At 65.4% G+C, this 22920-nt stretch carries 22 protein-coding genes, 1 tRNA gene and 1 pseudogene; 11 read left to right on the forward strand and 13 right to left on the reverse strand.

All coding sequences use genetic code 11. The annotated features are described in order from the left end of the window. The 5 genes from NZ773_01085 to NZ773_01105 are packed head-to-tail and all read right to left on the reverse strand — an operon-like array spanning window position 1 to window position 5578. Window positions 1-1140, reverse strand: coding sequence for an LLM class flavin-dependent oxidoreductase (locus NZ773_01085; GenBank protein MCS6800528.1), 1140 nt, complete (start codon window positions 1138-1140; stop codon window positions 1-3). Window positions 1141-1154: 14 nt separating this feature from the next. Then, the gene (locus NZ773_01090) at window positions 1155-2183 is read right to left on the reverse strand and encodes a glycosyl hydrolase (GenBank protein ID MCS6800529.1); all 1029 of its coding nucleotides are present in this window, start codon (window positions 2181-2183) and stop codon (window positions 1155-1157) included. Window positions 2184-2238: 55 nt separating this feature from the next. After that, window positions 2239-2994 carry a succinate dehydrogenase/fumarate reductase iron-sulfur subunit gene (locus tag NZ773_01095; GenBank protein ID MCS6800530.1) on the reverse strand — a complete coding sequence of 252 codons (756 nt, stop codon included), beginning with the start codon at window positions 2992-2994 and terminating at the stop codon, window positions 2239-2241. After that, window positions 2994-4799 carry a fumarate reductase/succinate dehydrogenase flavoprotein subunit gene (locus NZ773_01100; protein MCS6800531.1) on the reverse strand — a complete coding sequence of 602 codons (1806 nt, stop codon included), beginning with the start codon at window positions 4797-4799 and terminating at the stop codon, window positions 2994-2996. Before NZ773_01100 ends, NZ773_01095 begins: the two co-directional genes overlap by 1 nt. After that, window positions 4799-5578: a hypothetical protein gene (locus tag NZ773_01105; protein ID MCS6800532.1), complete on the reverse strand. Its 780-nt coding sequence runs from the start codon at window positions 5576-5578 to the stop codon at window positions 4799-4801. The genes NZ773_01100 and NZ773_01105 overlap by 1 nt, the downstream gene beginning before the upstream one ends. A gap of 749 nt (window positions 5579-6327) precedes the next feature. Here NZ773_01105 and NZ773_01110 point away from each other — a divergent pair. From NZ773_01110 to rsmG, 8 genes and pseudogenes are all read left to right on the forward strand, one after another. Beyond that, window positions 6328-7131 carry an SDR family oxidoreductase gene (locus NZ773_01110; GenBank protein MCS6800533.1) on the forward strand — a complete coding sequence of 268 codons (804 nt, stop codon included), beginning with the start codon at window positions 6328-6330 and terminating at the stop codon, window positions 7129-7131. Window positions 7132-7200: 69 nt separating this feature from the next. After that, complete coding sequence (locus NZ773_01115) at window positions 7201-8328, forward strand: trypsin-like peptidase domain-containing protein (protein MCS6800534.1); 1128 nt, start codon at window positions 7201-7203, stop codon at window positions 8326-8328. 4 nt (window positions 8329-8332) lie between these two features. After that, window positions 8333-8881, forward strand: a complete 549-nt coding sequence (gene rsmD, locus NZ773_01120) for a 16S rRNA (guanine(966)-N(2))-methyltransferase RsmD (GenBank protein ID MCS6800535.1) — start codon at window positions 8333-8335, stop codon at window positions 8879-8881. A 3-nt stretch (window positions 8882-8884) separates the two neighbouring features. Beyond that, window positions 8885-9373, forward strand: a complete 489-nt coding sequence (gene coaD / locus NZ773_01125; protein ID MCS6800536.1) for a pantetheine-phosphate adenylyltransferase — start codon at window positions 8885-8887, stop codon at window positions 9371-9373. Window positions 9374-9387: 14 nt separating this feature from the next. Then, on the forward strand, window positions 9388-9876 hold the full coding sequence (locus NZ773_01130) for a hypothetical protein (protein MCS6800537.1): 489 nt from the start codon (window positions 9388-9390) through the stop codon (window positions 9874-9876). Between the two features lie 124 nt (window positions 9877-10000). Continuing rightward, complete coding sequence (locus NZ773_01135) at window positions 10001-10522, forward strand: DUF177 domain-containing protein (protein ID MCS6800538.1); 522 nt, start codon at window positions 10001-10003, stop codon at window positions 10520-10522. Between the two features lie 3 nt (window positions 10523-10525). Then, window positions 10526-10723 carry a 50S ribosomal protein L32 gene (gene rpmF / locus NZ773_01140; GenBank protein MCS6800539.1) on the forward strand — a complete coding sequence of 66 codons (198 nt, stop codon included), beginning with the start codon at window positions 10526-10528 and terminating at the stop codon, window positions 10721-10723. Between the two features lie 68 nt (window positions 10724-10791). Beyond that, window positions 10792-11346, forward strand: a pseudogene (gene rsmG / locus NZ773_01145) (16S rRNA (guanine(527)-N(7))-methyltransferase RsmG). 134 nt (window positions 11347-11480) lie between these two features. Here the strand turns inward: rsmG and NZ773_01150 are convergent. After that, window positions 11481-12143 carry a carboxymuconolactone decarboxylase family protein gene (locus NZ773_01150; protein MCS6800540.1) on the reverse strand — a complete coding sequence of 221 codons (663 nt, stop codon included), beginning with the start codon at window positions 12141-12143 and terminating at the stop codon, window positions 11481-11483. Between the two features lie 73 nt (window positions 12144-12216). On the opposite strand from NZ773_01150, the gene NZ773_01155 reads away from it, so the two are divergent. Continuing rightward, window positions 12217-14076 carry a cellulase family glycosylhydrolase gene (locus tag NZ773_01155; GenBank protein MCS6800541.1) on the forward strand — a complete coding sequence of 620 codons (1860 nt, stop codon included), beginning with the start codon at window positions 12217-12219 and terminating at the stop codon, window positions 14074-14076. Window positions 14077-14126: 50 nt separating this feature from the next. Here the strand turns inward: NZ773_01155 and thrC are convergent, their stop codons facing one another. Then, window positions 14127-15491: a threonine synthase gene (thrC, locus tag NZ773_01160; GenBank protein MCS6800542.1), complete on the reverse strand. Its 1365-nt coding sequence runs from the start codon at window positions 15489-15491 to the stop codon at window positions 14127-14129. A 112-nt stretch (window positions 15492-15603) separates the two neighbouring features. Between thrC and NZ773_01165 the strand changes: the two genes are divergently transcribed. Beyond that, on the forward strand, window positions 15604-16410 hold the full coding sequence (locus NZ773_01165; GenBank protein MCS6800543.1) for a transcription elongation factor GreA: 807 nt from the start codon (window positions 15604-15606) through the stop codon (window positions 16408-16410). Window positions 16411-16492: 82 nt separating this feature from the next. Here the strand turns inward: NZ773_01165 and NZ773_01170 are convergent, their stop codons facing one another. Next, complete coding sequence (locus tag NZ773_01170; protein ID MCS6800544.1) at window positions 16493-17914, reverse strand: OB-fold domain-containing protein; 1422 nt, start codon at window positions 17912-17914, stop codon at window positions 16493-16495. Between the two features lie 135 nt (window positions 17915-18049). Here NZ773_01170 and NZ773_01175 point away from each other — a divergent pair. Then, window positions 18050-18123: transfer RNA gene (locus tag NZ773_01175), tRNA-Asp, on the forward strand. 62 nt (window positions 18124-18185) lie between these two features. Here the strand turns inward: NZ773_01175 and NZ773_01180 are convergent. The 5 genes from NZ773_01180 to NZ773_01200 form a co-directional block, all read right to left on the reverse strand. Beyond that, a complete protein-coding gene (locus tag NZ773_01180; GenBank protein ID MCS6800545.1) occupies window positions 18186-18518 on the reverse strand; it encodes a hypothetical protein in 333 nt (110 codons plus the stop codon). A gap of 162 nt (window positions 18519-18680) precedes the next feature. Then, window positions 18681-18980 (reverse strand): DUF4190 domain-containing protein, encoded by a 300-nt coding sequence (locus NZ773_01185; protein MCS6800546.1) that lies wholly within the window; start codon window positions 18978-18980, stop codon window positions 18681-18683. Further along, complete coding sequence (locus NZ773_01190) at window positions 18977-20386, reverse strand: MFS transporter (protein MCS6800547.1); 1410 nt, start codon at window positions 20384-20386, stop codon at window positions 18977-18979. The genes NZ773_01185 and NZ773_01190 overlap by 4 nt, the downstream gene beginning before the upstream one ends. Before the next feature lie 426 nt (window positions 20387-20812). Beyond that, on the reverse strand, window positions 20813-21262 hold the full coding sequence (locus NZ773_01195) for a single-stranded DNA-binding protein (GenBank protein MCS6800548.1): 450 nt from the start codon (window positions 21260-21262) through the stop codon (window positions 20813-20815). A 166-nt stretch (window positions 21263-21428) separates the two neighbouring features. Beyond that, a complete protein-coding gene (locus NZ773_01200; GenBank protein ID MCS6800549.1) occupies window positions 21429-22832 on the reverse strand; it encodes an FAD-binding oxidoreductase in 1404 nt (467 codons plus the stop codon). Window positions 22833-22920: the final 88 nt, after the last annotated feature.

Below are 22920 nucleotides of genomic sequence, written 5' to 3' on the forward strand. Positions count from 1 at the left end.
TTACGGGATCGGCTGCGTCGGAAGGAGCGGCTCGGCCGGGGAGTCGACGTTGCGGGTCCTCCCGGTCACCTCGCCGGCGCGGATGCGGGCGATCCAGTCCTCATCGACCGGGGTCTCTTTCAGCACGGGCAGAACGCGCGTCGCGAACCGTTCGATCGAAGCGCGCACGATCCGGTCCTCGAGATGGCCGAAGGCGAACCAGCACATCAGATTGCGGAAGCCGAGGCGGGCGAAGGGGCGAAGACGCTCGATCACTTCGTCCGCAGTTCCGGCAATGAGCCAGTTTTTGAGGTAGCCGATCTTGCGCTGCTCAAGGTCGGTTTTGGAGAGGTCGTCGATGCCGACATTCGCTTTCGCGCTCTTGCGGAGATAGACCTCGATCGCGTCGCCGAGCGTATCGAGCCAGTCCTCGCCGGGCTCAGCGACGTAGATCTGACGGTTGAAGCCTGTGTGATCGAGAGCCCGCTGGCGCGCCGCCTCGTCCAACCCGGCCTCGTCTTGGCCCTTGAAGTAGTAATACAGGCGGCTTGCGAGACTGTCCGGGTCGTGGGGGCCGGCGAGCAGCGACCATCCCTTCCGGCCGATACGCTCGAGGGTAGCGGGGGTCGCCGAGGCGTACGCGATCGGCGGATGCGGCTTCTGATATGGGGCGGGGATAATCCGGCCGTTCACCACGCCTCGGTAGTAGCGCCCGTCGTACCGAAATCCCTCCGGCGGCGCGTTCCACGCTTGTTCCATTACAGCGAGAAACTCCTCCATCATCGCATGGCGCTCGCTCGCGGAGAAGCCGAACCCGGCGAATTCATCCGGCGAGTTGCCCGCGCCGATGCCGACGACCAAGCGGCCTTTCGACAACTGGTCGAGCAGGTTGCACTCAGTGACGAAGGTGATGGGGTGGCGAAGCGGGAGGACGGCGACCGCAAACCCGATCCGCAGCGAGCGGTTGCGCTGGCTGATCGCGGCGGCAAGGGTGATCGGCTCGGAGTAAGCGTTGTAGCCGGTGAACTGATGGTCGGTCAGCCAGACATCGCTGAAACCGAGCCGCTCCGCGAGATCGACCTGCCCGAGCACCTCGTCGATAACGCGGCCGTCATCGTCCGGTCCGGGGGTCTGAGGATTCAGGTAGATCGAGAAGCGCATCGCTCCCTCCTCCGCTAGCGGTAGCGCTCCCAGCGCGTGATATCGTCTCCCTCGCAGACGAGCAGCCCGATCCCGGACACGCCTTGAGCGCTGAACCCGACGTAATACAGCTTGAGCGAGCCGTCCGGCTCCGGCACAAGGTAGGGCGTTCCCATTGCGCGCTCGTCAAACGAGCCCGCAGCGCCGTAGTCGATAAGCGACCCTTTCGGGCCGCGGCCGGCGACCCGGCGCCACGACTGCCACTCATCGGCTTCGGCCATGCCGAGCCGAAACCGTCCTTCGGCGTCGATCGCTTCGTAGACCATCAGCAGCCGGCCGCGGTAGGCGACGATCGAGCGGGAGCCGACCGAGCGCGCATCGAACGCTGCCTCGTCGCTGGAGGGGAAAAAGATAGGCCCCCGTTTCTCCCAGTGAAACCCGTCTGGGGAGTCGGCCATCCCGATCGCGGGACCGTTTCGGCCCGCCCCGGAATAGGTCATGCGGAACGTGCCGTCGCTCAGGACGGTGACGCGGGGAAAGCCGGCGTACCATTCGTCCCACTCCCCGGGAGCACCGTGAGCGAGGATCGCGCCGCCCGGCAAGGAACCTGGCACGCGGCGAAAGTGGATCCCGTCGGGGGAGACCGCCAGCCCGACGTTGAGCGGGAACCCCTTGCGCCGCTGCGTGCCGACAAGACCTTCGCTCTGCCAGCCGCCTTGATAGTAGAGACGGTACTCGCCTTCCCACAGCAGGACGTCCGTCCCGCCGACCTGGAACGAGTCGAAGCAGCCCGGCTGCGGGTTGGGGTCGAGCACCGAGCCTCGGAACCCCGGTCCTGAGACTTTTTGCCACTGGACCCCATCGCGCGAGATCGCAAGACCGGTGCGCCCCATCGGGATGACGCTGCGCTCATTCTCGGGGGTGACGCCGGGGAAACCGCGCTCGCGGCCGTAATACCACATCCGATAGCCGTCGGCGGCGTGGCGGACGCCCGGGCTGGAGGCCCGGTCGTCGTCCCAATTTCCAAGCGGCCCCGGGCCGAAAAGAAAGCCGGGGTCTGTCATGCTTCTCCCTTGCCCCGCAGCGTCCTTGCGCGCGCTGCCGGCCCCCTGCCTCGCGCTACGTACCGCGCCCCGTCAGCTTGCGGGCAACCCATGCCACGGGGTCATAGTAGCGCGAGACAACGCGCTCTTTCAGCGGAATGATGGCGTTATCGGTGATGTGAATGTGCTCGGGGCAGACCTCGGTGCAGCATTTGGTGATGTTGCAGAATCCAAGCCCCGCCTGATAGCGCAGGAGCGGGATGCGGTCATTGGTATCGAGCGGGTGCATCTCCAGTTCGGCGAACCGGAGGAAGAGGCGCGGACCGGAGAACGCTTTCTTGTTCTCTTCGTGGTCCCGAATGACGTGGCAGACGTTTTGACACATGAAGCATTCGATGCACTTGCGGAACTCCTGCAAGCGATCGATGTCTTCTTGGTACATCCGCCGCTTGCCGTCGGGGTCGACCGGCTTCGGCTTGAAGGGGGGAACCTCTTTCGCCTTCTCGTAGTTGAACGAGACGTCGGTGACGAGGTCGCGGATGATCGGGAAGGTTTTCAGCGGGGCGACGGTGACTGTCGCGCCGGCCGGAAACTGATCCATCCGCGTCATGCACATCAGGCGCGGCTTGCCGTCGATCTCGGCGCTGCAGGAGCCGCATTTGCCGGCCTTGCAGTTCCAACGCACGGCAAGGTCAGGCTGGGGGCCCGCTTGAATGCGGTGGATGACATCGAGCACCACCATTCCTTCGTCGACCGGCATGACATAATCGTGAAAAGCGCCGCCGCTGGCGTCTCCACGCCAGACGCGCATCGTGTAGTTGACGGTCGGCATCAGTGCGACTCCTCGAACAACTTCTTCAGTTCATCCGGCATCTCGGGCAGCGGCTCGGGCGTGACCGTGAACTCGCCATTCCGCACCCGAGTGACAAAGTTCACCTTGCCGAGTTGGGGATCGGCGTTGGGATAGTCTTCGCGGGTATGACCGCCGCGGCTCTCTTTGCGTGCGAGGGCGGAGCGGGTCGTCGCCTCGGCGACGGTCAGCATGGAGTGCAGGTCTAGGGCGAGGTGCCAAGCGGCGTTGTACATCCGGCTGCCGCTGACAGCGACCCGGCTGAGCCGATGGCGAAGCTTGGCGATCTCCTCGAGCGCGATGAGCAGTTCGCTTTCAGTCCGGATGATGCCGACGTGGGTCTGCATCAGGTCCTGCAGGTCAGCATGGATGGCGTACGGGTTCTCTCCCTCGTGGCGTTCCCACGGGGCAAGCATCGCCGCCACCGCCGCCTGCACTTGAGCGGGGTCAAGCGCCGGCAGGGTCTTGACGCACTTGGCATATTCAGCGGCGGCGAGGCCGGCGCGCCGTCCAAAGACCAGCAGGTCTGAGAGCGAGTTGCCGCCGAGACGGTTTGCGCCATGGAGGCCGGCAGCGACTTCGCCGGCGGCAAAGAGGCCGGGCACCGTCGCGGCGGTAGTCTCGGCGTCCACTCGGACCCCGCCCATGATGTAGTGGCAGGTCGGCCCGACTTCCATCGGCTCTTTCGTGATATCGATGCCGGCGAGCTGGAGGAATTGGTGATACATTGAGGGGAGGCGCCGCTTGATGTACTCCGGGGGACGCCGCGTCGCAATATCGAGGTAGACGCCGCCGTGCGGGCTGCCGCGCCCGGCTTTCACCTCGGCATTGATCGCACGGGCGACTTCGTCGCGAGGCAGGAGGTCGGGCGTCCGGCGATTATTTTTCTTATCCTCGTACCAGCGGTCGGCCTCGGCCTCGTTGTCGGCGGTCTCCGCCTTGAAATACTCCGGGATGTAGCGGAACATAAACCGCTCGCCGTCTTTGTTGCGCAAGGTGCCTCCGTCGCCGCGGACGCCTTCGGTGACGAGGATCCCGCGCACGCTCGGCGGCCAGACCATACCGGTGGGATGGAACTGGACCATCTCCATATCGATGAGGTCGGCGCCGGCATCTGCGGCGAGCGTGATGCCGTCCCCTGTCGACTCCCAGGAGTTGGAGTTGATCTTCCAGACCCGGCCAGTGCCGCCAGTGGCGAGCACCACGGCTTTGGCGCGAAACACCGCGATTTCGCCGCTCGCGCGCCAGTACGCGACAAGCCCGGCAATCCGGCCGCCGTCAAGCAGCAGCCGCTGCACTGTCATCTCCATGAAGATGTCGATCGGCTGGTGAATCGCATGCTGCTGCAAAGTCCGGATCATCTCGAGGCCGGTCCGGTCGCCGACATGCGCGAGGCGCGCGTAGCGATGCCCGCCGAAGTCGCGCTGGAGGATCAGCCCATCTTTCGTCCGGTCGAACAGCGCCCCCCACGACTCCAGTTCGAGGACGCGGTCTGGCGCTTCCATGGCGTGGATCTGCGCCATGCGCCAGTTGTTCAGCATCTTCCCGCCGCGCATCGTGTCACGGAAGTGCACTTTCCAGTTGTCTTCCGGCCAGACATTGCCAAGCGCGGCGGCTATCCCGCCCTCGGCCATGACCGTATGCGCTTTGCCGAGGAGCGATTTGCAGATAATGGCGGTTTTCACGCCGAGAGCGGCGGACTCGATCGCGGCGCGCAGCCCGGCGCCCCCGGCGCCGACGACGACGACATCGTATTCGTGAGTCTCGTAGCGAGCAGTGACATCCATCAGAACACCCACCGTGGTTCGCTGATGATGCCGGCGGCAAGAAGCCGGACGTAGAGGTCGGTCAGCGCGACGCCGATGAGGCTGACCCACGCGATTTGCATGTGTCGCTCGTTGAGGCGGCTGACGATCTTCCAGAGGGAGAAGCGGACCGGCGCCGACGAGAACTGCTTAAGGCCCCCACCGCAGAGATGCCGCCCGGCATGACACGACGCCGTGTAGAGCGTGAGCAGCGTCGTGTTCGCCGCAAGGATCACAGTCCCCAAGCCGATCCCGAAGCGCCCGTCAAAGTTGAACGCCATGAAGACGTCGACCCAGAGGAAGACGAGGATAGGGATCGACAGCCAGAAGAAGTAGCGATGGAGGTTTTGAAGGATGAAGGGGAATTTCGTCTCCCCGCTGTAGCGCTTTCTGGCGTCCGGCACTGCGCAGGCGGGAGGCGACCAGAAGAACGCCCGGTAGTACGCCTTGCGATAGTAGTAGCAGGTAGTCCGGAAGCCGAGCGGCACCCAGAGGATCAGAATGGCTGGCGACAACGCCCACCACGCTCCAAAGAGCGGCAAGCTCACATGCTCGCACGTCACCACTAGGCACGGCGAGTAGAACGGCGAGAGATAGGGCGCCGCGTAATACCCAGCGTTGCCGAAGAGGGCTGCCCACGTGGCATAGAGACCAAACGCTACCAAGACGAGCCCGGAGATCAGCGGCTCGACCCACCAACGGTCTTTCCGTTCGATTGCGGGACGGAATTGCTGGCCGGGACGAAGGGCTTCCGTCGTCATCTGCTCACTCCTGTTCGCAAAGACACCGCGCTCCTCCTTTGCCTGCGCTATTGGCTGGTGCGGCAATGACTCTCGTCGTCAGTATACCAAAGCCGTTCTAGAACCGATTGTCAAAAGGGAAAAGGGTGAAGAGGAGAGCGCTCCTCTCTTTCGAAATTGGGGCGCATCTCCGCAACGCAACAACGATCTGACGATATACAGCGTACGGCGCGCAAAACATCTCGTCTCGATGCGACGAAATATTCTCGCTGCTGCTCCGAAAACGAGGCGGAAAGAGCGCGGAGATCCCGCTCTTGCTGCGGTCAATGGCCGAAGGTTCACTCCGTTCTCAACGTGTGAAAAGGCCGCACCAGGGAGCGCCATCAGCGCACATGCTGACCGAGACGACGGCAGCGGGAAGCGACTCGCCGGCCGAGGGGCGGTCAGTATTTCCCGCGGCTTGCTGTGCCGCGCCAGAGTTGTCGGGCGCTCTTCTGCAATCCGGGGCTGCTTCCGGGAGGAGCCAAATTCGCTCTGGCACGGCGCGTCCGCCTCGATAGCGGGAACGAAAAGGAGCGCCTCTCTCACAGGGCGTATTACAGCAGGATGCCGGAGCACATCGTCGGCGCCGCAGCCGTTCATCTCCTTGGGCTACCTGCCGAGGGCGCTCTTCTCTATCCTGAAGAACGCAGGCGTGGACCGACGGGGCTGGGAAGCGACCTGCGCCCGCACGTGTGCGCCGGGCCAGCACGGCGAGTGAGGAGACGAAGATGACCGGGTCGCTGCAGGGACAGGTGGCGCTTGTCACCGGTGGCGCGGGGCTGATCGGGGCGGCGATCTCGCGGCGTCTCGCGCGCGAGGGAGCCGCTGTCGTCATCAACGGACGCGACCGCGCCAAAGCTGCGCAGCTCGCGGCCGCGCTTGCGGCGGCAGGAGGACATGCTGAGGTGGCGATTGCCGATGTCCGCGATGAAGCGGCAGTCAGCGACATGGTCAGCGGCATTCTTGCGCGTCATGGTCGGTTGGACATCCTGGTGAACAATGCCGGGGGCGTGCGCGTGGCGGGTGCCGGCCGGCCGGCATATGTTGCTGACACGCGCCTCCAAGACTGGCAGCAGGTGCTCGATCTGAACTTGACAGCAGCGTTTCTCTGCACCCGCGCGGTTCTCCCGGCAATGGTCGAGCGGCGGTACGGCCGGATTGTCTCTATCTCCTCGGCAGGGCAGTTCGGGGTGATGGGGCTCGCCCACTACGCGGCGGCGAAAGCCGGCCTGATCGGCTTGACGAAGACGGTCGCGCTCGAGTACGGCCGCCTCGGGATTACCGCGAACATCGTCGCCCCCCACCTGACCGAGAGCGGGCGGCCGCGCTCGGCGATGGCGGAGACCCTGCTCGCGCAGCAACCGATCCCGCGCTATGGTCGGCCGGAGGAGATCGCGGGAGCGGTCGCCTATTTGGTCGGGCCGGATGCAGCCTATATCACCGGCCACGTGATGAATGTGATGGGCGGCTTGGAATGGCTCGGCCCGACGATCGACATGACGGCGCTCCGCCGAGCCGATGGCGCCCCCTAGCGGCCGGGCTCTCCTGCACGGCGGCCTGATGCGATCGGTGCTACCATTTCAGTTGCTGGGAGCGCGCACATGCAGTCTGGTCGACCGGGGTGCTATCAGCTCGGCCTCGTCGCCCTCATCAGTCTGATCGTCGGAAGCGCGGCGGGCGCGGCCGCGGCGATCCTCGTTCCGCCGCTCGTGGGGTATCGGCCGGCGGTCATCGACCGGTCGCCGGCGGCGCAGGTGAATGTTGCGCTCCGGCTGACAGAAGAGTCTGCGATTATCCAAGCCGCCGAGCGCGTCGGACCGGCGGTGGTCACTCTGCAGACCAGCAACCGGATCTCCTTCTACCGCACGGGGGAGATCAGCGGCTTCGGGTCGGGGGTGATTTTCGATCGCCGGGGCTATGTCCTGACGAACAAACACGTCATCGAAGGTGCCCGCCAGATTGTGGCAGTGCTGGCCGACGGCCGTCGGGTCGAGGCGACTACGCTGGGGCTGGACCCGCTGACCGACTTGGCGATTGTCAAGTTGCGCGACGGCGACTATCCTGCTGCGGAGCTCGGCGATTCCTCGGGGCTCCGGCCGGGGCAGTTGGTGATCGCGATCGGCAGCCCCCTCGGCTCCTATCAGAATAGCGTGACCGCCGGCGTGGTGAGCGCTGTCAACCGGACAATCGAAGCTGACCAGACCAACCGGGGGGAGCCGCTGCACGACCTGATCCAGACCGACGCCGCGATCAACCCCGGCAACAGCGGCGGCCCGCTCGTCAATGCTCTTGGCCAAGTGATCGGCATCAACACCGTGATTGCGAGCCGCGCCCAGAACATCGGCTTCGCGATCGCGATCAACAGCGCCAAACCGATCGTGGCGTCAGCGCTTGAACAAAATCGCGTTGTTCGGCCGTGGCTCGGGATCCGCTATCTGCCGAACAGCCAAGCGGTAGCGGCGGCGCAAGGACTGCCGATCGATTATGGAGTGGTGATCTACTCGGAGAATCCGCGGCTGCCGGCGGTGGAGCCGAACAGCCCGGCAGCGCGCGCCGGGCTGCGCCAAGGAGATATCATCACCGAACTGAATGGCCAGCGGCTCGATGCTACGCGGAGCCTGGCGGATGTGATCCAGAAACTGCGGGTCGGCGACCGCGTTCCTCTCAAGGTGTATCGCGACGGCGTCGAGCGCACGCTCGAGATCACCTTAGTCGAGCGTCCTTCCTAGAGCCGTGCGGGTGACCGGCGGCACCTGCCGCGGACGTCCGCTTCTTGTTCCCAAGACTGGCGCGACCCGGCCCACCTCCGACCTGCTGCGCGGCGTCATTTTCAACCTGCTTGAGCGCGAAGCGGAGACGTGGGAGCGCGTGCTCGATCTCTACGCGGGGAGCGGAGCACTCGGCATCGAGGCACTCAGCCGGGGGGCGGGGCACGCAACCTTTGTCGAGCGTCATCCCGAGGCGTGCCGCACGATAGCGGAGAACCTGCGCCGGCTCGGCCTCACCGACCGGGCTACTGTCCGCTGCCAAGCGGTTCGGTCGGCGCTCGCAACGCTGACAGACCCCTACTCTATAATCTTCCTCGACCCGCCGTACGCCGATCCTGACGTCGACGCGGTACTGGCCGAGCTTGCCGGCTCGCCGGTGGTGGGGCCGGAAACGGTTATCGTTCTCGAACATTCTCGGCAGCGCGACCCAGCCCCAGCTCCGCCGCGGTTGCGGCGTGTCACGCTGCGCTGCCATGGCGACACCTGCGTCTCACTATTTCGGCGTGGGGAGTGAGCGGTGGTCCGTGCCCTCTACCCCGGGACCTTTGATCCGGTGACGAATGGCCATCTCGACGTCACCGAGCGCGCCTCTCGGCTGTTCGACGAGGTGATCGTCGCCGTTTACGATGCTCCTCCGAAGCAGCTGCTCTTCTCGACGGAGGAGCGCGTGGCCCTTTTTCAAGCGGCGGTCATGGAGCGAGGGCTCGCAAATGTCCACGTCCAATCGTACACCGGCCTGACTGTCCGCACCGCGCGCCGCCTTGGCTGCAGTGTCGTTGTCCGCGGCATCCGGGCGCTGGGGGATTTTCTCTACGAGGCCGATATGGCGATGACGAACCGCTCTCTCGAACCAGACGTGGAAGTGGTCTTTTTGATGACCCTTCTTGAATATTCTTTCATCAGCTCCAGCCGGGTGAAAGAGTTGGCGGCGCTCGGCGAGCCAGTCGGCAATTACGTGCCGAAGCCGGTGGAACGGGCGATCGTCGAGAAGCTGGCGCGGCGGTAGAGGAGGCGACGGCCGTGGACATTCTCCATCTGATCGACCGTCTCGAAGCATTGGTCGCCCAGGGCACCCGGGTGCCCGGGCTTGGCAAAATCATCGTCGACCCTGACCAGCTGCTCGACCTCATCGATCAGATGCGGATCTCGGTGCCGAAAGAGATGCATGAGGCACGGCGGATCCTCGAAGAGCGCGACCTCCTTTTGTCGCAAGCGCGAGCTGAAGCGGAGTCGATGCTGGCCGCCGCGCGCGAGGAGATCGAGCAGCGGCTGCAATCGAGCGACATTGTGCGCCAGGCCCAGGAGCGCGCCCAAGAGATCATTGCGCAGGCGCAGCGTTCTGCCCAGCTGATCGAGGCCGATGCGAACGCCGACGCAGCAGCAACCCGCCGCGAAGCCGACGAATACTCGATCGACGTTATCCGGCGGATGCTGGCGCAGATTGAGTCGGTGGAAGGTCAGCTTCGCCGCTATATTGAACAGGTGCAGCAAGGTGCTGGCCGCGGTTGAACCGAATAGCCGCCTCGGGCTACACTTGACAAAGAGCCGGGGTGCGCCCCGGCTCTCCTTCCTCTTGAGGTGAGAAGACGAAAGCGCGTTCTCGCCGGCGGAGGCGAGAACACCCTCGATCACAATGCAGTACAACGTTTCGCAGTTTCTTCGCAGTCCTGTTGGGGAAACCCGCCACTTTCCCGTGGAAGGGGACATCAGCGGCGTGGACGACCGCCGGCAGCGGACGGCGGTGACCGGCTCGGTCGAACTGCTCCGCACCAACCAGGGGGTCCTTGCGCGGGTCGTTGCCGGCCTCCACTCGATTGAGGAGTGCAGCCGCTGCCTTGCGCTGTTTGAGCATCCCCTCACCATTACGTTCGAAGAAGTGTTCTATCCCACCATCGACCCAGTGTCCGGTTTTCCGCTTCCCCTGCCCCCTGAAGACGACCCCTTCCTGATCGACCACAACCATCTGCTCGACCTGAGCGATGCGATCCGCGAATATGCGGTGATGGCGCGTCCGATCCAGCCGCTCTGCCACGCCGAGTGCGCTGGCCTCTGCCCGACCTGCGGCGTTAACCGGAATGAAACCGCCTGCCGGTGCGCCGACGCGCCCGTCGACCCGCGCTGGGCAGCGCTTTGGCAGCTGCACCTTCAGGAGTAATCGATGGCTGTTCCGAAGAAGAAAACTCCGCGCTCCTACAAGTTGAGTCGCCGGAGCCACCACCATCTGACGAAGCCCCAACTGCAGCCCTGTCCGCAGTGTCGTCAGCCCATGCTTAGTCACCGCGCCTGTCCTCACTGCGGCACCTACAACGGCCGTGAGGTCATTCCCGAGAAGGCGCAACTGCCAGACTCACGCTAAGCCCGGTGGCGGACGGCGCGCCGGTCTTCGATGTGGCGGCACTGCGTGCTGGGGTCGCTCCGCTGGGGGTGCCGCTCGACGACGATCGGCTCGCTCAGCTCGACCAGTACGCGCGGCTCATTCTCGCTTGGAACCAGCGTATCAATCTGACGGCCGTTACCGACCCGACCGGGATCGCGCTCCGGCATTTTGCGGACTCGCTCTCGGTGGCCGCCGTTTGGCAGCCAAAGCGAGCCGAGACCGTGGTTGATGTCGGCAGCGGCGCCGGCTTCCCTGGGCTCGTCCTCAAGATCGTCTGGCCCGCGATTGCGCTCACGCTCATCGAGGCAACGGGCAAAAAAGCGGCCTTTCTTCTCGAGGCGGTGCGGGTTCTTCAACTTGGAGGAGTGCAGGTCGTTGCTGCCCGTGCTGAAGAAGCGGCGCACCGCCCCGACCTGCGGGAACAGTTTGACCGGGCCCTCGCTCGCGCTGTCGCTCCCCTGCCGACCCTGCTGGAGCTGACAGTGCCGTTCCTCAAGGTCGGCGGCCGGGCGCTCCTGCATAAGTCCGGCGACCTTGGCGGCGAACTTACTGCTGCTGAGCAGGCGATGCGCCCGCTCGGCGCTGCCGGCCTGCGCGTCATCCCGGTGGACCTGCCCGGCCTCAGCCGCCGGCTCCTCGTCGAGGTCAGCAAAGATGCGCCGACCCCCCCTGCCTATCCCCGTCGTCCGGGCATTCCCAGCAAGCGCCCTCTCGGGAGCCGCGGGGAGCGGTCGGCTCAGGCGCGCAGCGTTTCGAAGTTCGCGACACCGAACGTCGGGCTGGGAGGAAGCACGCCGGCGCGGAGGGCGTCGAACCAACGGTCGGTTGCCCAGAGCAGCGTTGGGGCGCCCGCGGTCGGCAGGAGGTAGCTGAGCGCTTCGGCAATCTCGACTTCCGCGGCACCGGCATCGTGCAGACGGCGGAGATGATAGGTAAAGGCGCCAGCGCGCTGATGGATCGCCTGCACTGTCAGCAGCGCGAGGTCGGCGAGCCGAGGCTCGATCGTTCCGCGAACGGTGTCAACCAAGCGCTGATACTGCTCCTCCGGGCTGCTCTGGAGCCAAGCAGCCCAGTGCTCCGCGCCGAAGGCGAGCGCGGTCCACCCGTCGCCCGCGGCGGCGAGCGCAACCGCTGCTCGCATCTCCTCAGGGGGAACGCCGGCTGCAACGGCACGGTCAAGGTGGAGGCTGCCCACCCGCTGTCGCTGGGCGGTCAGCAGGGCAATCCAGATGATTTCGCGCTCACGGTTGGTCAGGCGTCTCGGAACGAGATTGAGCGTCCGGTAGAGGTCGCCCCACTTTTCGAGCACTGTCGGCTCAAGGTGACCGTAAACAATGTGGTAGCTGAGGGTGTAGCCGCGTTCTCGCTGGATCCGCTCCAGCAGCGCGTGGTCTGCCATTGCTCCTCCTCGTGAGTCTCCGGCGCAGTCTAGCGTGCGAGCGGGTGGAGCAGCGGGCAGAGGCGCGGCAGGCTTGGCAGAGAACGACGTCCGAGTTGACTGCTTGGCTGTTCTCCACCAAGATCTGCGCGTGCGCGTCCTCGTCGCTCTTCTTCTCGTGAGTATCGTTCTGATCCCCCTTCTGCTGCGCGAGCTGCCCGAGCGCGCGTCCGCTGCGCCCCTCCCGCCTCCTGCTCCGGCGAAAGGGATTGGCTATGGCGTAATGACCCTTGCAGCGCCCGACCGGCTCGACCGAGCGAAGAGCATCGGCTTCAACTGGGTGAAGGTGATCGGGTCATGGAAGGCGGTACAGCCGACGGACCGTCACTCTTTCAATTGGGCTGGTCTTGATGGCGATGTCGAGCGCGCTGTCTCGCGGGGGATGCGGATCCTGCTGCGCGTGGACGAGCCGCCGAGCTGGGCCACCGGAACAGAGGCGCGCAATGCCCCGCCGCTCGATGACAGCGCGCTGGCCGACTTCCTTGCCGCCGTCGCAACACGGTACCGCGGGAAGATCCAGGCCTATCAGATCTGGAACGAGCAGAATACGAGCCTCGAATGGGGCGGGCGGCCCCCCGACCCGGCGAAATATGCGCGGATGCTGAAAGCGCTCTACCCCAAGGTGAAAGCGGCCGACCCGAACGCGCTCATTGTGCTCGGCGGCCTCGCAACGACGGGAGACGCTGGAACAGGAGCCGAGGCGTGGGGAGACCTTGTCTATCTCCGCGCGCTTTATGAGCATGGCGCAAAAGGCTTCTTCGACGCCATCGCCAGCCATGCCTATGGCGGGCCCTACGCGCCGGAGACGCCGGCCAGCGCGGCGCCGCTCGGCGTGTACTTCCGGCGCGCCGAGGATCATCGGAAGATCGCGGAGCAATTCGGCGACGACCCGGCCGTGTGGATCACCGAATTTGGCTGGCTGCACAACTTCGAGGCACCGCGGTGCGACCTCGCCACCTACGACCCGTACCGCGCGCCATGGCATGTCAGCGAGGCGACCCAAGCCGACTACCTTGTCCGCGCCTTCCGCTATGCCCACCAAAACTGGCCGTGGGTTGGGCCGATGTTCATCTATAACCTCGACTTTGCGATTGACCCGTGGCGAGTGCGGTGTGATCCCAACCGCTTTTTCTCCCTCGTTCGAGGCAACGGAGCTCCCTCTCTCGCGATGAGCGCTCTCGCCGCCATGCCTCGTTGGGAACAGGAGCCGCCGGTGGCGATCGTCCGGCCGATCCTGCCTGTCATCGCCGACACGTGGTTCACTCTCGCTTGGACGGGAAGCGACGCGATCAGCGGCATTTCCAGCTATGACGTTCAGTATCGGGTGCTGCCAGACGGAGCCTGGAAACCGCTCGTCTCCAACATCGCCGATACCCTGCTGGATGTCGAGGTCGCCGACCGCCAGACCTATCAGTTTCGGGTTCAGCCGATGGATTGGGCGGGCAATCGCGGCGCTTGGGCAGAGAGCGGGGTCACGACAGTCAGCCTGAGCGGCTATCTGATGCCCATTCCCGCTTCGGTCACCCTCTGGCTCACTCCGACGTCCGGCTCCACGGTGACGCTCTCGCTGCAGAACGTCGGCGGCGCCGCGCTGACATGGACCGCGGCTCCCGACCAGCCGTGGCTGGCCGTCGCGCCGACCGGGGGCTCGCTCGAACGCGGCCAGCGGACGATGATCACGGTCACAGTGACGGGCGGTCTCCCTCGAGGGACCCATGTCGGCGCGATTGTGCTTGGGGGGGACGCCTGGCGCACTGGCGGGCCGGTCCGGATTGAGGTTCAGGTCAGCGACCTAGTCGATCGGCGCTTCCTCCCGCTGGTGAACGTTCCGGGCGCGCCTCCGACTGCCATCACCGCAGACGCGCGACGCCGAGCGCGTGCCGACGCGCCGTAAGCGCCAGGATAGTCTGCGGGCGCGGAAGCGGCGGCGGTCCCGAGGCTGCGTCAGCGGCTGAGAGCTTCGCTTCGCCGGAACTGCTCGATAGCCCGGATGATCGCGGCCCGGTCCGCCGGCACGCGGATCGGCCGATTGGCGAACGTTCCCGCGATCGGCTGCGAGCATTGGATGACGCGGGTTTCCGTGACGAACTCCTCGTAGAGTTCGCCGAGGTGATAGCGGACCGTGTAATCGGGGTCCTTCAGCACATTTCCCGTCAGGATCGCGACGACATCTTCATCCGGGCTGACGGCGGTGTCTGTGCCCGATTCGACGAGCTGGGCGATCCCGGCGATCGCAGCTGCCGATGCCGGCTCGCAGCCTATCCCATCGCGGCCGACCATCGCTTTGGCATCCGCAATCGCCTGCTCGCTTACCTCAGTGACCCAGCCGTTTGTCCAGTCAACGGCACGCATCGCCTTCTTCCAACTGACTGGCCGCCCGATCTTGATTGCGGTCGCGAGCGTTTTGGGATGCACGGTGATAAGGCGCGTCGGGTCGCCGCTCGTGATCGTCCGATAGAACGGGTCGGCGCCAGAGGCTTGGACAACGGTGACGCGCGGGAGCTTATCGATAAACCCGAGGTCGTACAGCTCCTTTAGGCCCTTTCCAATCGCGGAGCTGTTGCCAAGGTTGCCGCCCGGCACGACGATCCGGTCGGGAGGGTTCCAGTTGCGTTGGTGCAGGAGCTCGATTGCGATTGTCTTCTGCCCTTCGAGCCGAAACGGATTGATCGAGTTGAGCACGTAAATGCCGATTTCGTCGGCAACGTCACGCATCAGTTCTTGGGCGTCGTCAAAATCGCCCTCGACCATCAGCGTCAGGGCGCCGTAATCGAGCGCCTGCGACAGCTTGCCGAACGTGATCTGCCCGTCGGGCACCAGCACAATCCCGAGCATGCCCGCGCGCGCCGCATAGGCCGCCATCGAGGCGGAGGTATTGCCGGTCGAGGCGCACAGGACAGCCGTCATGCCGAGGATGCGCGCCTCCGTCACGCCCGTCGCCATGCCGTTGTCTTTGAAAGAGCCGGTCGGGTTGAAGCCGAGGTGCTTTACGGTCAAGCGGTTGAGGCCACAGTAGCGCGCGGTGCGCGGGGCATCGAGCAGCGGCGTGTTCCCCTCAGGGTAGGTGACGATCTGCGACTCGTCGTCATAAAACGGCAGCAGCTCGCGGTAGCGCCAGACGCCGCTCCGGTCGATGGGGTTGGGAGAGGCGAGCCGCTCGGTCCAGAGCCGCTTCAGCTTTTCGGGGTCGATCGGCCCAAAGTCGTAGACGACGTCGAGAAGGTCGCCACAGTGGTCACAGCGATAGCGCGGCTGGTCTGTTGGGAAGGAGGCAGCGCAGGCGATACAGCGCAACGAGGCGCGATTCATGCGGCAGTACTCCCGATATGCTGCTCCATTCTACATCACTTCCCCGCCGCGCCTGCGTTGATTCCCGCGGAAATGGCTGGCTATACTGGCTACAGAGGTGGGGAAAGCAGCGATGAATGACTCGAAGTCCGTTGGTGAACTCTCGAGGGAGTATCTCGACTCCCTGCGGCAGAAAAAAGTAAGCACGCAGGATCTTGCGAATGCGCAGCAGGAGGTGCTGCGGTTCGTGCGGTGGTTCAACTCCGACCAGCTGGTGCGCTCGCTCCGCCCGTCGGATATTGAGCGCTACGTCGAAGAGGTCTCCCGGACCGCCGCCGGCTCGCCGGGCAAGCTTCAGCCGGTGCGAGATATGCTCGCCTACGCCAAGAAGCACGGCTATACGAGCGAGAACCTCGCAGCGCACGTGCGGGTCCGCCGGCCGACGACACGCAAGAACGGCAAGAATGAGGTGCGCGAAGTTCAGCGCATCCAGATGACGGCAGAGGGGCTCGAGCAGCTGAAGGCAGACTTGCAAGCGCTCTACGCCCTGCGCCCCCTCATCGCTGAAGAACTGGCGCGGGCAATGGCGGACAAAGATTTTCGGGAGAATGCGCCGCTCGATGCCGCCCGCGACCGCCAAGCGCAGGTTGAGGCGCGGATCCGCGAACTGGAGGCGCAGATCCGGATGGCGGAGGTCGTCACCCATACCGATCGGGCGGAGCGCGTCGCTCTCGGCCGAACGGTGACACTGATCGACCTTGACGAGCAGGAAGAGGTCCGCTTCGTTCTCGTCTCGCCCAGTGAGGTCGACATCCGCGCTGGGCGCATCTCGACCAACTCGCCGACGGGCCGCATGCTGCTCGACCGCCGGGTGGGCGACGAAATCTCGGTCGAGGCGCCGGCAGGGCGGGTCCGCTACCGCGTCGTCAAGATCGAGTAGCGGGCTGGCGCGGCCGGCAGGCGCTCCCGCAAGGCCCTCGCCCATGAGCAGAGGGAGGCGAGCAGGCAGCCGCAGGGAGAGGCTAGCCTGCGGCGAGATCAATGGGCCGCAGCTTCCAGAAGTAGTTGTAGTACCCGCCGCCCTCGTGCAGGCGGCGGAAGGTCAGTTCAACGCGCAGCCCAATCCGTGCCAGCGAGGCTGGGGCGTCGGTCATTTGGCCGTAGAAGCGCCCTCCCCCGTCAAGGTCAGCGACGAGCATCGCAGTCGGCGGGTCAGGCGTGGGGAATAAGTGATCGCGCGTGAAGGTGTACACCGTTCCGCGGCGCCCAAGCGGAAAATCTTCCATCTGATCCTTCGCGCGGCAGCGGCGGCAGATCCGCTGGCGAGGAAAGCTGATATCGCCGCAGACGGTGCAGCGGGTGGCAAGGAGCCGCAGGTCTTGTTTCTGCTCTTTCCAGAGCAGCGCGAGCGACGAGTAGGGCTGGAGCGGCTCCTGCTCGATGACGTTGCGGAAAGCGAGAAACCGCTCGTAGTTCTCAAGCGGCCGGCGCTGCGCAATCTCCGCAGTCACCCCGCGCCCATGCGTCGCTTGGCCGATCGCGTCCGTCGCGCGGAAGAGCAGAACATCGCTGTTGCCGCTCCCGTAGGAGACGACGAGAACGCGGTCGCCGGGCTGCAGATCTTCAAGTGCCCACGCAAGCAGGAGCAGCGGCAACGCCGACCCGACGTCGCCAACCTGGCCGAGGAGCGGGTCGTCTGGAATGCTGCCGGCGGGAAAACCGAGGCCGGCGAGCGCGCTCGTATAGGCGCGCCGGTCGGGAGCGGCGACGGCCACCCGGGCGATGTCGCTGGGGGCGAGGCCGAAATGCTGCAGCGCTCCCGCGATCGCGTCGCGAACGATACGCTGGTAGCCATAGGCGGTCACAAAGGCGGTGTCGCCCCGCTGCGGCATCGGCTCGCGCTCAGTGCGCCAGATGTCGGTGAACTCCTCGCTCAGCGAATAGATCCCGTCGAAGGTCGCAAGCGGCGTGCCCTCACCGAGGACAAAGGCGACAGCCCCGTCGCCGGTCGTCTGTTCAAGGTCCGAGCCCGGCTCGCCGACGCGCACCTCCGAGGCCGCAACGATCGCCCGCTGCGCGGAACCGGCCCGGATCGCGTCGAAGGCGCTCTTGAGCGCAGCCGTGCCGGCGCGGTGCGAGCCCGTCACGTCGAGGGTTGAGGCGGTGCGCGGCAGCCCGCAGACCGCCGCGATCAGGGTCGAGCCTTGCTTTTCGTGATACGGCGATGAGTTGCTCGCGAAGAACACCGCATCCGGGAGCGGGCCGGAGAGTGCCGCCAGCGCCGCCTCAGCCGCGCTCACGGCCATTGTCAGGGCATCCTCGTCGAAGTTGGCAACTGCGCGCTCTCCCGCTCCAAACGACGATCCCCAGGCCTTGCCGACAATGTTGCGGGCGAGCCGATACCGCGGAATGTGCGCTCCGAACGACAAGATCCCAACAGCCACGGTCAGTCCTCAGCTCTCGCCATCATGGGGGCAACAGTATACGAATCGCGGATTCGGAGCGTCAACGCCAGCCATGGCGCAGCGCGCGCCTTGCAATCGGTCTGCCTGCTTCGGTACAATGAGGGTGCCTCCTCTGGCCCCGTGGTGTAGCGGCCTAACATGCCACCCTGTCACGGTGGAGATCGAGGGTTCGAATCCCTTCGGGGTCGCCGTTTCTTGCGACAAAGAGCCGGGCAGTTTCCCGGCTCTTCTGCATTCTCCAGCCTTCCTGCTAGGTGAGCGGCTTAATCCCTTTCATCTGACGGATCTCCTCCACCGGCCGGGGATCGATCGTCAGCCCGCTCAGCACCCGCGCGATGTACGCTTTCCGCGCCGCTTCAAGCTCTTTCTTCTCTTCCTCATTCGGCTGGTAGTGGTCGACCTCTTCCGGCGTGACACTACCGCGCTTGGCGAGCAGCCGCTCTAGGATCATCAGCCGGTCTTTCGTCACCCAAAGCTCGTTCGCCATCGTGATGAGCACGGCCATCAGCCGGTCGAGATTCGGGTCGTCGAAGTATTGCGGGCGCGGATCTTGGATCGTCGGAGCGGTGTGCGGTGCGTTCATCCTCGTCCTCGCTTCTCTGCTGAGTAGTGTGCGGCGCGCCGTTTCGTTCAAGAGGGGCTGAAGGACGGCTCGGCGGCACGCGCGACCTTCGCCTTCCGAACGCTCTCCGAGCAAAGTCTAACGGATGAGCCGCCGCCAGACGTCTCGTCCTCGCGAGCCTCGTCAGCGGCTGCCGATGAACGCCAACGCGCCGATGACGAGGATGACGGCAAGGGCGAAAAGCGAAGCGATAACCAGCTGCGCAGCGCCAAGCGCGATGCCCGCGATCGCCAGTTCGCGGCCTGTCTGGCTCGGGTCGGCGCGAAGGGAGCGGAGGCCGAGGAGACCCACCACCATCGCAACGATACCAAAGGGGAAACTGCAGAGCGGCGAGATGAAGCACGAGAATACCCCGCCCGCGCCCGTCAGGAGGCTGATGAGGGCGAACAGGTTAGTTCGCGCAGGGGGCGGGTACTCGATCATGCCGCGCCATGCTGGGGGGTCGGGAGGGGGCGGGAGCCGCGCTCCTTCCCGCGCAGCCGGAGGATCGGCAGCACCGAAACGAGTGAGAGCACGCCGAAGCTGACAAAAACAAGTTCATAGCCGGCGACGGGCGTCGCGGCAGAACTGACTGCCGCTCCGGTCAGGGCGAAAGCCGCCGAGCTGCCGATGCTGTTCATGACTGACTGGAGCGCGTTGGCGATCGCGCGCTCACTCGAGCGCGTTTCCCGAATGACGATATAGCGGAGCGGCGTGCCGAGCGTGGCCGACAGCCCGATGCCGCTGACGACGAAGCCGCCGATGACACCGACCCACGTTTGCTGAGCGACGCCGATCCAGATCGAGCCGACCCCGGCAATGAAGCTGCCCACGAGCAAGACGAGGCGCGGCCCAAACCGGTCGATGAGCAGCCCGTTCAGCGGCGTAGCGACCGTCATCACCGCGGCCACGAGCGCCGCGATCGCGCCGGCGGCGGCAGGCTCGACGCCGAGAAGCACCTCGACCGTTGTCGGCACAAACGCTCGCGTCGCCATCATCGCCCCGCCGACGATGCTGAGCAGATAGACCAAGCGGATCTGCCGGTTCTGGAAGAGGCGGAGGTCGACGATCGGGTTCTCCGCCCGGCGCTCGACCAGCACCCACGGCACCCCGAGCAGGAGAGCGAGCAGAAGAACCCCGCCGACCGCAGGCTCAAAGAGGCCGAGCCAAGGGCGATCGCCGCTGAGGCGCGAGAGGCCGTAGACGAGGGCGGTAAGCGCGGCAGTGAGGAGGAGAAGACCGGCGAAATCAAACCGGCCGCTGACCGACCGTCGAACTGCGGGGATGACGCGGACCGCCAGCAGCACCAGCACGGCGGCAATCGGCAGGTTGATCAGAAACAGGCCGCGCCAGCCAAGGACGGCAAGGATCGCCCCCCCGAGCGCCGGCCCAACGATGGCAGAGAGCCCCCAGAGGGTTCCGATCAAGCCGAGCGCCGCTCCCTGCCGTTCGCGAGGGTAGACATCGCCAATCAGCGCGGTCGCCACCGGAATGACGCCGCTCGCGCCGAACGCTTGGATGGCGCGTCCGGCGAGAAGCATCCAGAAATCAAGCGCGAGAAGACAGACGAGCGACCCCAGCCCGAAGAGGCCGAGGCACAGCATATAAATCGGCCGGCGGCCGTACATGTCTGACAGCTTCGCCATCAGCGAGAGGCCGGCGACGTTGCCGAGGATGTAGAGGGTAAAAACCCACGTCAGGTCGCGGACGTCGATGGCAAAGGCACGCCCGAGCTCGGTGAAGGCGGGGGTGACGAGGGAGGCGTTCAGCGCCCCCATAAAAGTGCCCAGCATCAGGGTTGGGAGCAGGAGCGGCGATACCACAGGCGAGGCGGCAGATTGTTCGCGCATTTCGACAAACCTTCAAGTTTTGTGTCCACGTCGCGCGACAGCGAACCGCCGACGACCGCTCATTGTCAAAGAGAGTGCGCGCCGTCCGCAACACGTCGGTCTGCTACAGGTTGGCCCGTTCGCGGATCTCGTCGAGCATGCGTTCCCATGCTGGCTGGGCGACTGGCGCGCCCGGGAGAGGAACCCGGTGGCCGCATTGGAGACAAATCCAGCAGGGGGGCTGCTCCCCAGCGAGGTATTGATCCCCTCGACAGCGGGGGCAGGCGCGGCGTCGCAACGGCATCGGGCAGGTTCGGCCTCGAGGCAGGGTGTCGATCGGTTCAATCGTTCTTTTCGGCAGCAGAGCGGCGCTCGCGCAGCGACCGCGCTGCGTTATCGCTCGGAGAGAGGGCGGCGCGGGACGTTGCCGTCAGCCTCGCCCGTCGCTTAGAAGGGGATCGCCTCTTCGTTCAGTTCTTCGTCGTTCAGTTCTTCGCCAAAGGTCTCCGGCTGGCTCGGCTTTGCCCGGCCGGGGAGGCTCGCCCCCACAGCAGGCAGCTCGTTCACATCCGCCCGCGGCGCGGCATCGACCGGGATAATGTGATCCGCCGTGATGTCGAGCGACAGCCGCGACTGGCCGTCCTGGCCGATGAAGGTGCGAGGCGCAAACCGTCCCGAGACATAGACGCGCCGTCCCTTCTGGAGGTACTGCTCAGCAAACTTCGCGTTCGCTCCCCAGGCGCTCACCCGATACCAGTCGGTCTCTTCCCGCCGCTCGCCGCCCTGCGTCGAGACGCGGTTCACGGCGACGGTGAAACTGGTCACCTGCCGCCCTTCCGGCGTGTATCGCGTTTCCGGATCGCGGCCGAGGTTTCCAATGATCTGAATGATTGCCATGCCCGCCATTGCATCCCCCTTCGGTCTTGCCTCTCACGCTGCCTATCTTCTCGGATGCGCGCCGTCGAGGCTAGCAGTTGCTTGTGAGAGCGCCTTCTCGAGCAGAAGATCGAACGCATGTTCGGTTAAGTATTGCGCACCAGCGCCGCCGCTGCAACCTCAGCGCCTAGACGAACTTTCCCGGATTGAGGATGCCTTTCGGGTCGAGCGCGCGTTTGATGGCGCGCATCACCTCCAGCGCAGGCCCGTGTTCTTGCGGAAGGTAGCGGGCGCGCACGCACCCGACGCCGTGCTCGCCGGTGACCGTGCCGTTCAGTTCAAGCGCTAGGCGGTTGATGGCGTCGGCGGCCAGTTCAACCCGCCGGACCTGGTCGACATCCGTCAGGTCTGCGACCAGCGCCGCGTGAACGATCCCGCCACCGATATGCCCATAGGAAGCGATGGGAAGACCGTACGCAGAGGAGATCGCCTGAATGCGCTCTAAGGCCTCGCCGAGGCGCGCAATGGGCACGCAGATATCTTCTCCCGCATAGGCGCGGACGCCGCGCTGCTGCAGCAGCCCGACCGCGGCGCCGGCGACCGAGCGCGCTTCCCAGATTTGGGCGACCCGGTCCGGCGCATCGGCCCACTCAATGTGGGAGGCCCACGGGCGGACGATTTCGGCCACCCGGGCGGCATCATAGCGGACGCCGGGCGGATTGCCATCGACCTCAAAGAGCAGGAGCGCAGCCGCGGCCGGCAGGCCTAAGTCCGGCCGGTAGCGGTTCGCGGTCTGGATCATGCGCTCGTCGAAGATCTCGACCGCAGACGGCAGAATGCCGGCGTCGAAGACAGCGCTAAGAGCAGTCGCGGTCTCTTCCAGTCGAGGGAAGGCGGCAAGGGTCAATCCCCGCGCCTCTGGCTGCGGGCGAACGCGCAGCCGCAACTGCGTGATGACGCCGAGCGTCCCTTCAGCGCCGCAAAACAGCTTCGATAGCTCATAGCCGCTCGCCGACTGAAGGGCGCGCGAGCCGGGGGATCCTGTCCAGATGACTGTGCCGTCTGCAAGGACCACCTCTAGCCCGAGCACCCACTCGCTCGTCGCGCCGTACTTCATGGCGCGCATTCCGCGGGCGTTATTGGAAACGACGCCACCGATCGAACACATCCGCGACGACCCCGGGTCGGGGGGAAACATCAGCCGCTGACGCGCTAGCAGCGCGTTCAGGTCGGCATGGATCACGCCCGGCTCGACGAACACCTGCAGATTGGCCTGATCCAGTTCGACAACCCGCTTCATCTGCGAGAGGTCGAGAACGATCCCTCCCCGCACTGGCACCGCCCCCCCGGTCTGTCCTGTCGCTGCGCCGCGCGGGGTGACCGGCACCTCAAGCCGATGGGCCACCTGAAGCACCGCAACGACGTCGTCACGGGTGTATGCCTGGACGACAACGTCAGGCGGATGCGGATGGAGAAACGAAAAGAACGAGGCATCGTACGAGAAGCTGTCGAGTTGCGCCGGGTCGGTGAGCACCCGTCCTGTGGGCAGCCTCGGGCGCAGTTCACGCGCTAAAGTCTCTGTCGCGCTCATCGTCACTCCTCAAGGGGCGCGCTCTCCTATCGTACTACTGAGCGCGACCGTTCGGCGGAGCGGCGCGGCGAGCGTGCTCAAGGCGAGG

This window comes from Dehalococcoidia bacterium (assembly GCA_025054935.1).
Lineage (GTDB): Bacteria > Chloroflexota > Dehalococcoidia > SpSt-223 > SpSt-223 > JANWZD01.